13 protein-coding genes are annotated in these 15,356 nt (G+C 68.1%); 7 read left to right on the plus strand and 6 right to left on the minus strand.

Going from position 1 to position 15,356, the window contains the following annotated elements; genetic code table 11:
* The first annotated feature begins 2 nt into the window (after positions 1-2).
* The 3 genes from folB (at position 3) to ACJMKX_RS15730 (ending at position 2,296) form a co-directional block, all read left to right on the plus strand.
* Positions 3-362, plus strand: coding sequence for a dihydroneopterin aldolase (folB, locus tag ACJMKX_RS15720; protein ID WP_405227573.1), 360 nt, complete (start codon positions 3-5; stop codon positions 360-362).
* A 1-nt stretch (position 363) separates the two neighbouring features.
* Positions 364-864, plus strand: coding sequence for a 2-amino-4-hydroxy-6-hydroxymethyldihydropteridine diphosphokinase (folK, locus tag ACJMKX_RS15725; protein ID WP_405227575.1), 501 nt, complete (start codon positions 364-366; stop codon positions 862-864).
* Between the two features lie 82 nt (positions 865-946).
* On the plus strand, positions 947-2,296 hold the full coding sequence (locus ACJMKX_RS15730; protein ID WP_405227577.1) for a S41 family peptidase: 1,350 nt from the start codon (positions 947-949) through the stop codon (positions 2,294-2,296).
* Positions 2,297-2,317: 21 nt separating this feature from the next.
* Here ACJMKX_RS15730 and ACJMKX_RS15735 read toward each other — a convergent pair whose 3' ends face one another.
* Positions 2,318-3,082, minus strand: a complete 765-nt coding sequence (locus ACJMKX_RS15735; RefSeq protein ID WP_405227579.1) for a pteridine reductase — start codon at positions 3,080-3,082, stop codon at positions 2,318-2,320.
* A 95-nt stretch (positions 3,083-3,177) separates the two neighbouring features.
* Between ACJMKX_RS15735 and ACJMKX_RS15740 the strand changes: the two genes are divergently transcribed.
* Entirely contained in the window at positions 3,178-4,383 is a 1,206-nt protein-coding gene (locus ACJMKX_RS15740) for a class I SAM-dependent methyltransferase (protein ID WP_405227581.1), read from the plus strand.
* A 22-nt stretch (positions 4,384-4,405) separates the two neighbouring features.
* Positions 4,406-5,203: an undecaprenyl-diphosphate phosphatase gene (locus tag ACJMKX_RS15745; protein ID WP_405227583.1), complete on the plus strand. Its 798-nt coding sequence runs from the start codon at positions 4,406-4,408 to the stop codon at positions 5,201-5,203.
* 43 nt (positions 5,204-5,246) lie between these two features.
* Here the strand turns inward: ACJMKX_RS15745 and ACJMKX_RS15750 are convergent, their stop codons facing one another.
* Entirely contained in the window at positions 5,247-6,476 is a 1,230-nt protein-coding gene (locus ACJMKX_RS15750; RefSeq protein ID WP_405227584.1) for a multifunctional CCA addition/repair protein, read from the minus strand.
* A 26-nt stretch (positions 6,477-6,502) separates the two neighbouring features.
* On the opposite strand from ACJMKX_RS15750, the gene ACJMKX_RS15755 reads away from it, so the two are divergent.
* Entirely contained in the window at positions 6,503-7,516 is a 1,014-nt protein-coding gene (locus ACJMKX_RS15755) for an aminopeptidase (RefSeq protein WP_405227586.1), read from the plus strand.
* A gap of 16 nt (positions 7,517-7,532) precedes the next feature.
* Here ACJMKX_RS15755 and ACJMKX_RS15760 read toward each other — a convergent pair whose 3' ends face one another.
* From ACJMKX_RS15760 to ACJMKX_RS15775, 4 genes are all read right to left on the minus strand, one after another.
* The gene (locus ACJMKX_RS15760) at positions 7,533-8,498 is read right to left on the minus strand and encodes a complex I NDUFA9 subunit family protein (protein ID WP_405227588.1); all 966 of its coding nucleotides are present in this window, start codon (positions 8,496-8,498) and stop codon (positions 7,533-7,535) included.
* Positions 8,495-10,540 carry a transglycosylase SLT domain-containing protein gene (locus ACJMKX_RS15765; RefSeq protein WP_405227590.1) on the minus strand — a complete coding sequence of 682 codons (2,046 nt, stop codon included), beginning with the start codon at positions 10,538-10,540 and terminating at the stop codon, positions 8,495-8,497. The genes ACJMKX_RS15760 and ACJMKX_RS15765 overlap by 4 nt, the downstream gene beginning before the upstream one ends.
* A gap of 119 nt (positions 10,541-10,659) precedes the next feature.
* Positions 10,660-12,009 (minus strand): DegQ family serine endoprotease, encoded by a 1,350-nt coding sequence (locus ACJMKX_RS15770; protein ID WP_405227592.1) that lies wholly within the window; start codon positions 12,007-12,009, stop codon positions 10,660-10,662.
* Positions 12,010-12,227: 218 nt separating this feature from the next.
* On the minus strand, positions 12,228-12,671 hold the full coding sequence (locus tag ACJMKX_RS15775; RefSeq protein WP_405227594.1) for an Hsp20/alpha crystallin family protein: 444 nt from the start codon (positions 12,669-12,671) through the stop codon (positions 12,228-12,230).
* A gap of 509 nt (positions 12,672-13,180) precedes the next feature.
* Here ACJMKX_RS15775 and ACJMKX_RS15780 point away from each other — a divergent pair.
* Positions 13,181-15,313, plus strand: coding sequence for an adenosylcobalamin-dependent ribonucleoside-diphosphate reductase (locus ACJMKX_RS15780; protein WP_405227596.1), 2,133 nt, complete (start codon positions 13,181-13,183; stop codon positions 15,311-15,313).
* The last annotated feature ends 43 nt before the right edge of the window (positions 15,314-15,356 follow it).

Genomic DNA, 15,356 nt, shown 5'->3' on the forward strand with positions numbered 1-15,356 from the left:
TCATGGATATCATCTTTCTGCGCGATCTGCGCATCGACACCGTGGTGGGCATCTGGGACTGGGAGCGGCGCATCCGCCAGACCGTCAGCATCGATCTGGAGATGGCCGCCGACATCGCCCGCGCGGCCGCGACCGACAGCATCGACGACACGCTCAACTACAAGCGCGTGGCGAAACGGCTCATTGCCTACGTCGAGGCGTCGGAGTTCCAGCTGGTCGAGACCATGGCCGAGCGCATCGCCGAGATCGTGCTGGGGGAATTCGAGGTGCCCTGGGTGCGCGTCACGGTGAACAAGCCCGGCGCCATCCGCGGCTCCCGGGACGTGGGCGTACGCATCGAGCGCGGCGCGAGGCCCGAATGAGATGGCCCGGGTGTTCGTCAGCGTCGGCAGCAATATACGGCCGGAAGAGAATCTCCGCCTGGCCTGCGCGGAACTCGAGCGGCGCTTCGGCGACCTGGATCTCTCCTCCGTGTATCGCAACCCGCCGGTGGGCTTCGATGGCGAGGACTTCCTCAACCTGGTAGCGGGCTTCGACACCGAAGGCGATCCGGAGGAGGTGATCGCCGAGCTGGAGCAGATCCACCGGCTGGCCGGCAGACAGCGGGGCGCGGAGCGCTACGGGCCGAGGACGCTGGATCTGGACCTGCTGCTCTATGACGATCTGGTCACCGAGGGGCCGCCGCTCACGCTGCCCCGGGACGATGTCCTGAAATACGATTTCGTGCTGGGACCGCTGGCCGAGCTCGTCCCGGATCTCGTCCACCCGGTCGACGGGCGCCGTCTCGCCGACCTCTGGGAGGCCTTCGAGGACGGCGACCGCCGGCTCACCGTGGAGGACGTCGACGTCGAGGCCCGGATCTGAGGCCTCGAAAAATGGCGCCGTGGAGGATAGATTGGCGACGACGAGGGTCCGACACCGCATGCGGACGAGAGAGGCGACAGGGATGAAGAGACTCAAGACCGTCGGGATCATGGTTGTTGCCGCGCTGACTAGCGCCGCCTGCGGCGGGGGCGGCGGAGGCGGCGGCACCACCGCGCCACCGCCGACCGGTGCGGACGACTGCACTGCTACCGCGCAGAAGGAGTTCGTGCTAGAGCGGATGCGTGATGTCTACCTCTGGGCGGACCGGCTGCCGGCCGCCATCGATATCGCGGACTTCGCCACCCCGGAGGCGCTGCTCGCCGAGCTGAGGTCTTTCAGCCCCGGTGGCGTCGACCGATTCAGTTTCATCGGCTCTGCCTCGGAGGATGCCCAGTTCTTCGGCGAGGGCCAGTTTGCCGGCTTCGGTTTCTCGAGTCGCTTCGAGGCGGACAACGACCTGAGATTTACCCGGGTCTTTGCCGACAGCCCGGCGGCGCTGGCCGGCTTCGAGCGCGGCCAGCGGATATTGGAGATCGACGGACGCACGATCGCGGAGATACAGGCGGCCGAGGGCATCAACGCGGCTTTCGGCCCGTCGGAAGTGGGGGTCACGCGCCTGTTTCTTATCCGGGAGCTGGACGGCTCCGAATTCGAGGTCAGCGTCAGCAAAGACGTGGTGACGATCGATCCGGTGCCGCAGCGTCGGATCATCGAGACGAATGCCCTTCGCGCGGGCTACATGGAGATGTCGCAGTTCATCAGCACCGCCGAGGGCGCCGACGGCCCTCTGGACCGCGCCTTCGAAGAGTTCGAGGCTGCCGCCGTTACCGATCTCGTCGTGGATCTGCGTTACAACGGCGGCGGGCTGGTACGTACCGCCGAATTGCTCGGCGACTATCTGGGTTGGGGGGCTGCACCCGGCGACGTGTTTTCGCGCACGCTGTTCAATGCCACGAATGCGGCGCGGAATGACGATGAGCTCTTCGAGTTCGTCGATGCGGCGCCGGTTCTCTCCCGCATTGTGTTCATCGCCACCGGGGCGACCGCTTCGGCCAGTGAACTGGTGATCAACGGCATGGCGCCGCACGTACAGGTCAGCGTGGTCGGCGCGGATACTTTCGGCAAGCCGGTCGGTCAGACCGGCGAGGTGCTGGATGAGTGCGACGTGATCCTGCGGCCCGTGGCCTTCGAGACGGTCAATGCGCTGGATGAGGGTGGCTACTTCGACGGCCTGCCGGCCGACTGCCCGGCCGCGGACGACATCCGCTTCCCGATCGGCGATCTGGACGATCCGTCGTTGCAGGCGGCTCTGGACGTGCTGTTGACGGGCAGCTGCCCGGCTGCAGTCGCCGCCGAGAAACCGGCTGTCCCGAAGTACGAATACCAAACCGCGCCGGCGCCGCCCTGGCGCAGTATCGACGGGTTCTTCTGAACTCTGGTCCGTCAGCCCCGCTTACCACCCCAGGCTGCGGCCGCCGTCGACGGCGATGATCTGGCCGGTGACGTAAGTGGCGTCGCGCACCAGGTAGAGAACGCAGCACGCGATGTCGGCCGGCGAGCCGGTGCGCTTCAGCGCCGTCTGGCCGATGATGTTCTCTTTCACCGACTCGGTCATGTCCTCGTCCTCCGGCCACAGGATGGCGCCCGGCGAGACGCCGTTGACCCGGATCTCAGGGCCGAGGTCCTTGGCCAGCGAGCGGGTCAGCATGGCGAGCCCCGCCTTGGCGGGCCCGTAGACCGGATGATCGCGCAGCGGGCGGCGGGCGTGGATGTCCACCAGGTTGACGATCACGCCGCCGGTCTGGCGCAGGTGTGGCGCCGCCGCCTGGGACAGGAACAGCGGCGCCTTCAGGTTGGTGCCCAGCAGGTCGTCCCAGTGTTCGCGCGTGATGGTGCCGATCGGTGTCGGATAAAACGTGGAGGCGTTGTTCACCAGCACGTCCAGCCGCCCGGTGCGCTCCACGACCCGCTGCACCAGCGAATCGCGGGCATCGTCATCGAGCAGGTCGGCGGCGAAGGCAGCCGCCGAACCGGGCCGTGCGGCTTCGAATTCGGCCGCCAGCGCTTCGGCGGGCCCGGCGGAGCTGCGATAATGCACGGCGATGTTCGCTCCGGCCCCGTGCAGCGTGCGCGCGATCTCCGCGCCGATGCGCTTCGCGCCGCCGGTGATCAGGACCCAGCGGGAATCGAGATTCTTGTGACTGTCGTTTTCGCCCATACCGGCCGCCTTCCGTCCGCCCGTCCGTTCGCCCATCCGTCGGTCAATAGCCGCGCCTGTGTTTCGGCTCCGGCAGTGATACGGATTCGCCGGGGATGATGCAAGTCCGCGGCGCTGGAACCGAGGCGGTGCCGACGCCGCAGCCGGATGCCCTGGCTCACTCGGCGCGGCTGGAGGCGCTGGTCCGCGAGCGCATCCGCGCAGCGGGCGGCGCGCTCGGCTTCGCGGACTACATGAACCTGGTCCTCTACGCCCCGGGGCTGGGCTATTACTCGGCCGGCACGCGGAAGTTCGGTCCGGGCGGGGACTTCGTCACCGCGCCGGAAGTGAGTCCGCTCTTCTCCCGGGTGCTCGCGCGCCAGCTCGCCGAGATGCTCGCCGCCGTCGGCGGCGGCGACATACTGGAGCTCGGCGCCGGCAGCGGCGTCATGGCGGCGGAGATCCTGGCCTCGCTGGCCGCGGCGGAGGCCCTGCCGGCGCGCTATCGGATCCTCGAGGTGAGCGCGGATCTCCGGGCCCGGCAGCGGGAGACGATCGCCGCGCGGATGCCGGGGCAGCTCGAGCGGGTGCACTGGCTGGAGGGGCTGCCCGCCGAGCCACTGCGCGGGGTGATCGTGGGCAACGAGGTTGTCGACGCCTTGCCGGTGGAGCGATTCCGCCGCGAGGCGGAGGGCGTGAGCGGGGCCGTGATTACCGAGAAGCCGGCGGGCCTCGCGCTGGACTGGGCCCCGGCGCCGCCGGCGCTCGCCGGGGCGGTGGCCGCCCTGGAAGCGCGGCTCGGCGGACGCCTGGCGTCCGGCTACGTCTCCGAACTGTCACTCGGGCTCGGCGGCTGGATGGCCGACATCGCCGCCGCCCTCGACGAGGGGTTCCTGTTGCTCGCCGACTACGGCTTCAGCGAGTCGGAGTACTACGCGCCGGAGCGCAGCGGCGGCACGTTCCGTTGCCACTATCGGCACCGTGCCCACGAGGACGCCCTGCTGTGGCCGGGCCTGCAGGATCTGACGGCGTGGGTCGATTTCACGGCCCTGGCACAGGCAGGCCTGGCTGCCGGACTGGATCTCGTCGGCTATACCACCCAGGCGCACTTCCTGATCGCGGCGGGACTGGAGGCCGAGCTGGCCGGGCAGGAGTCACTCGACGAGCGGCAGCGTCTGTCGTTGTCTGCCGGGGTCAAAACCCTTACGCTCCCCGGCGAGATGGGCGAGGCATTCAGATTCATGGGCTTTGGCCGGGCGGCAGACCAACGTCCTTTGCGGCCGAGGGGCTTCGCCCTGAGCGATCTCAGGCGCACCCTGTGAGTCCGCAGCCGAGTCCACTGCCATGACCTGGTGGCAGTCGGTCGTCCTCGCCCTGCTGCAGGGGCTGACCGAGTTCCTCCCCATCTCCAGTTCGGGCCATCTGGTGCTGGTGCCGGTGATCGCCGGCTGGCAGGACCAGGGTCTCGCCTTCGACGTGGCCGTGCACTTCGGCACCCTCGCCGCCGTACTGATCGTCTTCCGCCGTGACCTGCTGGCGATGGCAGGCGGCTGGTTCCGCCAGGTCGGCGGAGGCGGTCCGTCGCCGGAGTCCCGGCTGGCGTGGGCAGTGATCGTGGGCACGGTGCCGCTGGGTCTGGTGGGCTTCGTCGGGCACGACTGGATCGAGGCGAACCTGCGCTCGGCACTCGTCATCGCGGCGGCCACGGGCGGCTTCGGCGTCGCACTGTGGCTTGCGGATGCGTTCGGCGCACAGCGCCGCTCGGAAGACTCACTGCGGCTCGGCGACGCCCTGCTGGTCGGGCTGGCGCAGGTGCTCGCGCTCATACCCGGGACGTCGCGTTCGGGCATCACGATGACCGCCGCGATGGCGCTGGGACTGACGCGCAGCGCGGCAGCACGGTTTTCCTTCCTCCTGTCGGTGCCGGCCATCCTGGCGGCGACCGGTCTCGAGACCTGGAACCTGATCGAGTCCACCGCCCCGGTCCGCTGGGACATCCTGGCCGGCGCCACCGCCATCTCCGCCGTGACCGCCTATCTCGCCATACGGCTGTTCCTCGGCTTCATCGAGCGCATCGGCATGTGGCCTTTCGCCGCGTACCGCCTGGTGCTGACAGCGGCGATCCTCTGGCTGGTGGTCTAGAGAGTATCGGCAGAACGGCATTGGCAGAGAGCACAGGCGAAGGCTAGCCGGCGTCGCGGGGGAGCGCCCCGCGCAGGGCCTCGATACGCGCTTCCCGGATGGCCCGGCCGATGGCGGGTCCCTCGAGATTCTCGCCGGCCACGTCGTCGGCCGAGACCGCGGCGGCGACCTGCCGCGCCCGGCGCAGCCGGTCGGCCTGCGGGTAGGGCCGGTCCTCGAGGCCCGTGCGGCCGCGAGCGTCGGCCTCGCACGCGAGCAGGAATTCCTCGAAGCGTTCCGGCCGCCGGAAAGCATCCGCCGCCTCCAGCAGTTTCATCACCGTCGACGGCCTGAGTTCCGTGGCGCGGTGGCACAGGCCGTGATACTCGGCCACCAGCAGGGCGAGGTCGCGGCAGGCCTTCGGCACGGGCAGCCGCTCGCACAGGCGGCCGAGCAGGCGCACGCTGCGCCGTTCGTGTCCCCGGTGACGCGGCCATTCCGACTCGGGTGTCTCGCCCTTGCCCAGGTCATGGGTGAGGGCGGCGAAGCGCACCGCCAGTGACGGCGACAGTCGGGTGGCCTGCTCCAGCACCAGCAGCGTATGCAGGCCGGTGTCGATCTCGGGGTGCCATTCCTCGGGCTGGGGCACGCCGAACAGCGCCTCCACCTCGGGGAACAGGACGGCCAGGGCACCGCAGACGTAGAGGATATGGAAGTAAACGGCGGGGCGCGGCCCCTCGAGCGCGTTCGCCGTCTCCTGCCAGACCCGTTCGGGAGTGAGGTGCTCCAGTTCGCCGGACTGGGCGAGCTCCGCCATCAGGCCGAGTGTCTCCCCAGCGAGGGTGAAGTCCAGGTCGGAGAAGCGGGCGGCGAAGCGCGCAGCGCGCAGTACCCGCAGCGGGTCCTCGGAGAAGGCCGGGGAGACGTGCCGCAGTATGCGCTCCTCGAGATCGAGTCGGCCGCCGTAAGGATCGATGATCGTGCCGTCGGGGGCCTCGGCTATGGCGTTGACGGTGAGATCGCGGCGCCGGAGGTCGTCTTCCAGTGTGACGTCCGGCGAGGTGTCGAACTCGAAGCCGTGGTAGCCGTGGCCGGACTTGCGCTCGCTGCGGGCCAGCGCGTACTCCTCGCCGGTCTCCGGGTGCAGGAACACCGGGAAGTCCTTGCCGACCTGGCGGTAGCCCCGATCGGTCATCTCGGCCGGCCTGGCGCCGACGACGACCCAGTCCCGCTCCCTGACCGGCAGCCCGAGCAGACGGTCACGGACCGCCCCGCCGACGAGGTAGACTTCCATCGCCGCATTCTAACGTGAAGACACGAATGGTCCGCAAATCCCTCATCCGTACGGCCATGGCGGTGCTCGCCGTCGTCGTCCTCTCGACCGGCCTCGGCGGTTGCTACTACCTGCAGGCCGCGCGCGGGCAGCTGGAGATCGTGCGCAAGCGCACGCCGATTCCCGAGGTAATGGAGGATCCGGCGACGCCCGCCTCGCTGCGCCGGCGCCTGGAGCTGGTGCGCTCGGCGCGGGAATTCGGCGTGGCCGAGCTCGGCCTGCCGGACAACGGCAGCTATCGCAGCTACGCAGACCTGGGGCGTGACTTCGTCGTGTGGAACGTCTTCGCGGCGCCGGAATTTTCGCTGGAGCCGAAGCGCTGGTGTTTTCCCGTGGCCGGCTGTGTCGCCTACCGGGGTTACTTCGACCGGGGGGCGGCCGAAGCGGAGGCGGCGCGGCTGTCCGCGGACGGCTACGACACCCACGTCGCCGGCGTCGCCGCCTATTCCACGCTGGGCCGTTTCGAGGACCCCGTGCTGAACACGATGATGGGCTGGTCCGACCCGCTGCTGGTGGAGACCCTGTTCCACGAACTCGCGCACCAGCGCCTGTACGTGCAGGACGACACCGAGTTCAACGAGTCGTTCGCCACGGTGGTGGGTCGCGTGGGCGCGCGTCGCTGGCTGCAGTGGCGCGGTGACGCGGAGGGTCTCACGGCGCTGGAGCGGCGGGTGGCATGGCTGCGCGACTGGATGGCGGAAGTGCAGGCCCTGCAAAGCCGTCTGCAGGCACTGTACGCAAGCGGGCGGCCGCCGGCGGAGATGCGCGCCGGGAAGGAGCGTCTGTTCGCCGGACTGGCGCGCTTGCCCATGGCTCCCCGGCAAGTGCCGAACGACAATGCGGCACTGGTGCCGGCGATGGCCTACCACGGCCTGGTGCCCGGCTTCACCGGGATGCTGGAGGCCTGCGACGGCGAACTCGGGTGTTTCTACGAGCGGGCCGCCGCCCTGGCGGAACTGGAGCCCGCGGTGCGGCGCGAGCGCCTGGCGGCCTATCGTTGAGGGTCGGCCTGGCAGCCTATCGCTGAGTGATGCGACCGGCTTCGCGTCGGTAGCGGGAATAACGCGCGTTGCGCCCTGCCTTGCCGATATACAGAGGCATCGCGGTCTCGAGAGAGCGGGGCCGGATGCCGAAGTGCTTGAAGCCGTCGCTGTCGCAGACGCTCGGCACCGTCAGGGACAGGTAGTTGTCCCAAGACAGCGGCTTGCCCGGCACATACTCGAAGATGCGCGCCTGCAGGCGCGACGCCCATTCCGGCAGGCCGATGATCAGACGGCGGATCTCCAGCGTGGCGCAGATGAGCTCGACGAGTTCCCGCAGCGTGTAGGTCCTGGGGCCGCAGAGCTCGAAGCGGCGCGACTCGGTCTCCGCGTCGTCCAGGGAGAGGGCGAATGCCTCGGCCACGTCGTCCACCGAGACCGGCGCGAAGCGCGAGTCCGGCATGGCCAGCGGCAGCGCGGGCAGGAATTTCAGCAGACCGGCGAAGCGGTTCACGAAGCCGTCGTCCGGCCCGAAGATCACCGAGGGCTGCAAGATGGTCCAGGCCAGCGCGTCGCCGCTGTCGCGCTCGATGATCTCCTCGGCCTCGCCCTTCGTGCGCAGGTAATGGCTCGGGCCGGCCGGGCTGGCTTTCACCGCGCTCATCTGCAGCAGGCGTCCCACCCCTGCCGCCCGGCAGGCCGCCACCACCTTGCGGGTGAGTTCCCGGTGCGCGGCGTCGAAGCCACGGCCGCTGTGGCCGGACTCGTTCAGGATGCCCACCAGGTTGATCACGGTATCCTGCCCCTGCAACAGCCGCTCCAGCGCGGCCGGGTCGTGTACGTCGGCAGCGACCATTGTCACCGTCGGCAGCACCTTCAGGTGGCGGCCGTTCTCCACGTTGCGCGTGGGCACCAGAATCCGGTGCTGATCCGCGGCGAGACGCTCGACGATCTCCGTGCCGACGAAGCCGGTGCCGCCCAGTACGCAGATCCTGTGTGTCATCGTCCGCTGTCCCCGGCCCGCGCCAGCGCCAGCCGCTCGCCGGGCGGCGCCACGGGGGGATGCAGTGCCGAAAGCCGGAGTTCACGACCGGTCAGGCGCCAGCTGAAGATGCTGTCCGCGGTGAGGACGCGCTTGACGTAGCTGCGTGTCTCGGCGAACGGAATGGTCTCGATCCAGATGTCGGCGGGCAGCGAGCGGGCCTCGGGCAGCCAGCGCTCGACCCGATGCGGGCCCGCGTTGTATGCCGCGGTGGCCAGTACCGGGTTCGCGTCGAAGCGCTCGTAGACTTCGGCCAGATAGCGGGTACCGAGCTGGATGTTGGCCGGCGGGTCGATCAGCGTCGCATAGCCGCGCCAGCGCAACCGGGCGCGCTGCGCCGTGCCGCGCCCCGTGGCCGGCATGAGCTGCATCACGCCGATGGCGCCGGCGGACGAACGGATGTCCGCCATGAACAGGCTCTCGCTGCGGGCGATGCCGTAGGCCCAGGCCTCGCGGATGTCGGCGGCCGCGGCGTGCGTCTCGAAGTCCGTCTTCCACGGCAGCGGATAGCGCAGACCGAGGTCGTCGTAGTGGCCGGCCTTCGCCGCGGTGGCAATGGCCCGGGAGTGCCAGCCCCAGCGGTGCGCGAGCAGCGCAGCCTGGGCCAGCCTGTGGTTGTCGAGCCCGGTGACGGCTTCGTTCCACTCGCTGCGTCCCAGGCTCTCCAGTCCCACGAGGAACAGCTCGCTGGCCCGCTGGATCGCGGGGTCGCGCGCCAGCCCCGCGAGGGTCTCCCCATCGGCTGGCAGCGGCGCATGGCCGAAGGCGTAGGGCAGGTCCAGCGCGTCCGCGGCCAGGAAACCGTGATAACTGCGTTCCGCGGCGAGTGCGCGCCACAGGCTCTCGGCCGCGGCCTGCTCGCCGGTGGCGGCCAGCCCTCGTGCGCGCCAGTAGCGCCAGATATCCTGGCCGGCCATGTCGGCCGGCATCGCCTCGATGGCGGCCAGCACGTCCGGCCAGTCTTCGCGGCGGAGCGCGTCCCGGGTGCGCCAGGCGAGCACGTCGGCGGATGCCAGATGGGCGGGAATCGCCTTCAGCAGGCCCGGTGCTGCAGGCTCGCGCCGCAGGGCGGCGCGGATACCGATGTAGCCGGCCACCTCCCAGCGCTCGCGGCCCGAAACGTGCAGCTGTGATGCCAGCCGGCGCCACAGTTCGGCGGCATAGGCGGGATCACGGCGCGCCAGCGCTTCGACGCCCCACAGGGCACGCGCCCGGACGGTTTCGTTGACGCCGGCCGGATCCAGCCGGACGAGTTCTGCGGCGGGATCGTTCTGCATGGCGATCCACGCCGCCGCCTCCCGCCGCGCGTCTTCGTCCAGCTCCCGTGCCAGATAGCGGGCGAGCCGGAACTCCCGGGCGTCGATGGCGAGTGCGAACCGTTGCCGGTAGCGCTCGGCGTCCAACAGGCCCTGAGCGCGCATGGCCTCGAACACGGGATCGCACTCCCGCGGCTGGCTCCGGCCCGCGAGCCAGAGGCGCGCGACGTCGTTCTCCGTGTAGCGGTGGCCGGCTTCGGTCAGGCTCCGGGCCTCGGCCGCCGTGCAGTCGAGTGTGGTGATGCCCGCGTCCGCATAGCGCCCGCTATACAGGGTCAGGAAGCGGGACCAGTCGCCCCGTCGCGCCAGCTCGTGGATCCAGCGGTCGGCGAGCCGGCGGGCGGGCGGCAGGTGCGCATGTTCGCGCAGGAAGGCTTCGACCTGCGCGCTATCCGCGTGCCGGATTGTCGCCTGCAGCCAGGCCGCGCGCAGATCCGGCCAGAGCGGATAGTCGCGCAACTCGGCAGCGGCGGCTTCCGCCGACGCCCACTCTCCTTCGCGCGCCTCGGCGTAGACGGCCGCGAACAGCTCTCGGCGCGCTTCGATATTGTCGATGTCGATGTCGTCGGCGGCGGACGGCGGGCCGCCCGCGATTGCAGCCATGGCAGCCATGACAGTCATGACCGCCAGGGCGCCGAGGGCCGCCACGGCCGGGAAAGAGAAGGGAAGAGCGCGCGAGTCGTGCATGTTGAGAACATACTCAGCGGCCCGGGCGGAGGCAAGGTGAAAAAAAAGCCGGCCCGCATCCGCTGCGGGCCGGCCTCGCTACGATGGACGGGTCTTGCGTATCTGCTTAGCGTATCTGCCTAGCGTATCTGCAACAGCAGCACGCGCTCGCCGCGGATGACTTTCAGGAAGAGAATCCGGCTGTCGCCGGCCGCCTCGCGCAGTTCCGTCATGTTGGTGACCGGGCTGCGGTTGACTTCGACGATGATGTCGCCGGGCCGCAGGCCGCGCTGGGCCGCCGGGCTGCCGGCCTCGACGGAGACCACCTCCACGCCGTCGGCGTCGGGCCCCGTTGCCGGCGTGAACTCGGCGCCCTCTAGGCCGGGATGCAGATCGACGCCGGCACTGCTCATCATGGCGTTACGGTCGTCGAGTACGGCGGTCACGGTCCTCTCCCGGCCGTCGCGCAGCAGGCGGATCTCCACTTCGTCGCCGGCGCGCAGCAGGCCGATCGTGTTGCGCAGCTCGGTGCCGCTGGCGATTGGCTCGCCGTTCGCCTCGACGATAATGTCGTCCACCTGGATACCCGCCTGTTCGGCGGCGGAGCCCGGGTTCACGGACTGGACCAGCGCACCGCGGACGTCGTCGAGCCCCAGCGCGTCGGCGGTATCCTCGTCGACGGTGCTGATCTGCACGCCCAGCAGGCCCCGCCGCACCTCGCCGTACTCCAGGATCTGGCGCATGATCGCGTTGGCCATGTTGGACGGTACGGCGAAGCCGATGCCGACGTTGCCGCCGGAGCGCGAGATGATCGCCGAATTGATGCCGACCAGCTCGCCGCGCAGGTTGACCAGCGCGCCGCCGGAGTTACCCGGGTTGATCGAGGCATCCGTCTGGATGAAGTCCTCGTAGCCGTCCGGATTCAGCCCGAACCGCCCGAGTGCGCTGACGATGCCCGATGTCACCGTGTGCTGCAGGCCGAACGGATTGCCGATGGCGATGACGAAGTCGCCGACCTCCAGGACGTCGGAATCGCCGATGGGCAGCTCGACGAGCCCGTCCTCCTCGACTTTCAGGATCGCGATGTCCGTGCCCGGGTCTGAGCCGATGATCTCGGCGTCCAGCGTACGATCGTTGAACAGCGTGATCTCGATCCCGTCCGCACCGTCCACCACGTGGTGGTTCGTGATGATGTAGCCGTTATCCGCATCCACGATCACGCCGGAGCCCGCACTCTGCATCTGGCGCTCTCGAGGCTGCTGGTCGGGCAGCCCGAAGAAGCGGCGGAAGGGGTCGTTGTCGTGGAAAGGCGTGCGCATCTCGACAGTGGCGCTGACGCGGATATTCACGACGGCGGGAGAGACACGCTGGACGAGGGGTGCGAGGCTCGGCACCTTCTCGTCATCCACGAGCTGGGGCAGTGCGGCCCAGCCGGGGCCTGCCAGGCCGATCGCCAGGATGAGGGTTGCCAGAACGCTACGTCTTGTCATGCGATGATTTCCTCGGTGCGAAATGGATGTCGCTGAACGGCCCAGCCAGTGCGGTCGCGGGTGATTTTCGGTCATCCTGGGCCCGACCTGCTGAATCCATCATGAACGCTCGTGATGTGAGCAGTCCAGCAAAGACAACGGCGGAGACCGGTTGGTTCCGGTCTCCGCCGTCCGTGACACGCCCGTCGGGCAGGGCCGCGCCGCGCCCGACGCCGGCCTCATTCGACGGTGACGTCGATGCGGCGCGGCATCACCTTAGGCTGTTTGGGAATGCTGATCTCGAGTACACCGTGGGAGCTTTTCGCGGTGATACTCTCGGCATCCGCGGTCTCCGGGAGCGTGAAACGGCGGAAGAAGCTGCCGCTGACACGCTCGACGCGGCGGTAGCCGTTCTGCTCGTCACGGTCGCTGAATTCCCGCTTGCCACTCAGTGTGAGTACGCCGTTCTCCATGCTCACCTCGATGTCCTCCGGATCGACACCCGGTACATCGGCAGTGAGGACGAAGCGGTCGGACTCCTCGCTGATGTCGACGGCGGGGATCCAGTCGGCGACGGCGGACGAACTCTCCGGGTCCGCCGGCATGCGGCCCGCCATCAGCTTGTCGAGATCACGGTGGAGCCGGTTCACCAGGCTCCAGGGTTCATAGGTTACAAGGCTCATAATCGACCTCCTCGTTGCTTGACGGGCACTCTGCCCGCTCCTGTTCGATGAGGCCGAAATGTGGACCGGTGCGTGGCTTTTCAAGTGCTCCGCACGGCCGGAAAGACGTCGGCGAAGGCATTCGGCGTGTCCCCGCCGTCCGCACAAGATATTGTGTCACTGATATGACACTCCGACGCGCAGAAAATAAACGGATTTTAATGCGCTTTTTGCGGTAAATACATTAAACTATTGATTTATAATATATTTTGTTAGGGAAAAAGTTTCCGGTTTCCCCTTGACAGCGGCCCCTCACGGTCCTAATCTAACCACTCGCTGGCACAACATCTTGTGTCTCGCAAAACAAGCATAAACCTTGCTTCAGGGCAGGTATCCGGCGCGCTCGTGCCGGATGCCAGGGGTTCTTATGCGGTGTTCTGGCCACCGCATTTGACAGAATATACCGCCGTTCAGGCACTTGGCCGACGGCCCGGCTTTTTGGGGGTTCTCGTACGATGAAACCGGCAGAGATGATGGCACCGACCGCAGTCTCGGAGATCGCTTTCCAGGATGCGTCTATCGACATCTGGGATTCCAAATACAGGTTGAAAGCCAAGGACGGCACGGAGATCGATGCCTCTGTCGACGCCACCTACCAGCGGGTGGCCCGTGCGCTCGCCGACGTGGAGCCCGCCGACCGCCGCGAGCACTGGTACGAGCGTTTCCTGTGGGCGCTCAGGAGCGGCGCCATCCCGGCCGGGCGCATCACCTCCAATGCGGGCGCCCAGGCACACAAGCCGGCGACTTCCACCATCAACTGCACGGTGTCCGGCACCATCATGGATTCGATGGACGACATCCTGAACAAGGTGCACGAAGCCGGCCTGACGCTGAAGGCGGGCTGCGGCATCGGCTACGAGTTCTCCACCCTGCGGCCGAAAGGCGCGTACGTGACCGGTGCCGGTGCCTATACCTCCGGCCCGCTGTCCTTCATGGATATCTACGACAAGATGTGCTTCACGGTCTCGTCGGCGGGCGGCCGCCGCGGCGCCCAGATGGGTACCTTCGACGTGGGTCACCCCGATGTCATGGACTTCGTGCGCGCCAAGCGCGAGAACGGCCGCCTGCGCCAGTTCAACCTGTCGCTGCTGGTCACGGACGAATTCATGCAGGCGGTGAAGGACGACGAAGACTGGAAGCTTGCATTCCCCGTGTCGGTGGACGAGGCGGAGCACGACCAGCTCGACCTCGCCGATCAGGAGCAGTTCATCTGGCGCGAGTGGCCCGGCGGCGGCGACTATGTGCAGGACGAGAGCGGCCTGGTGGCCTGCCGCATCTACAAGACGGTGCCCGCGCGGCGGCTGTGGGACATGATCATGGCCTCCACCTACGATTTCGCCGAGCCCGGATTCGTGCTGATAGACCGGGTGAACGAGATGAACAACAACTGGTGGACCGAAAACATCCGCGCCACCAACCCCTGCGGCGAGCAGCCGCTGCCGCCTTACGGCTCCTGCCTGCTCGGCTCGGTCAACCTGACCAAGTTCGTGGTCTCGCCGTTCACCGACGAGGCGCGTTTCGACTGGGAGGAGTTCAGCGAGGTGGTGAAGGTGTTCACCCGCATGCTGGACAACGTCGTCGAGATCAACGGCCTGCCGCTGGGCGAGCAGCGCAACGAGATCACGCGCAAGCGCCGCCACGGCATGGGCTTCCTGGGGCTGGGTTCCACCATCACCATGATGGGCATGAAGTACGGTGAGCCGGGTTCCGTGGAATTCACCGAGAAGGTGGCGAAGCAGCTCGCGATCTCGGGCTGGGAGACCGGCCTGGAACTCGCCCGGGAGAAAGGGCCGGCGCCGATCATGGAGGAGGAGTTCGAGGTGACGCCGGAGATGCTGCGCAAGCGACCCGAGATGGCCGCCGACGGCATCCGCCCCGGCGATCGTCTGCCCGGCCGCGTGCTGCACGCGCGCTACAGCCGTTACATGCAGAAGGTCGGCGCCGAGGCTCCCGAGCTGGTACAGGAACTGGAGCGGGTGGGCGCCCGCTTCACCCATCACAGCTCCATCGCGCCGACGGGCACCATCTCGCTGTCGCTGGCCAATAACGCGAGCAACGGCATCGAGCCCAGTTTTGCCCATCACTACTTCCGCAACGTCATCCGCGAGGGGCGCAAGTCCAAGGAGAAGGTGGACGTGTTCTCTTTCGAGCTGCTCGCCTACCGCGAGCTGATCAATCGGCGGGCGATGCCGCACTCGGAAGCGCCGGAGGAGAAGCTGCCCGAGTACTTCATCACGTCGGAGGACGTGTCACCGAAGCAGCACGTGGACATCCAGGCGGCGGCCCAGAAGTGGGTGGACTCGTCCATCTCGAAGACGGCGAACGTGCCCACCGAGTATCCCTACGAGGATTTCAAGGATATCTACCTCTACGCCTACGAGCAGGGCCTGAAGGGCTGCACGACCTTCCGTTTCAATCCGGAGGCCTTCCAGGGCGTGCTCGTGAAGGAGCAGGATCTGAAGAACACCACCTACGTCTTCGAGCTGGATGACGGCAGCACGGTGGAGCTGAAGGGCGACGAGGAGATCGAGTACGACGGCGAGATGCATACCGCCGCGAACCTGTTCGACGCGCTGAAGGAAGGCTACTACGGCAAGTTCTGAGTGCGGAGCTGGCAAGGATTGATGCGGCCCCGCCGCGGCGGGG

The sequence above is a fragment of the Lentisalinibacter sediminis genome (genome assembly GCF_040706615.1).
In the GTDB taxonomy this organism is placed as follows: domain Bacteria; phylum Pseudomonadota; class Gammaproteobacteria; order Steroidobacterales; family Woeseiaceae; genus Lentisalinibacter; species Lentisalinibacter sediminis.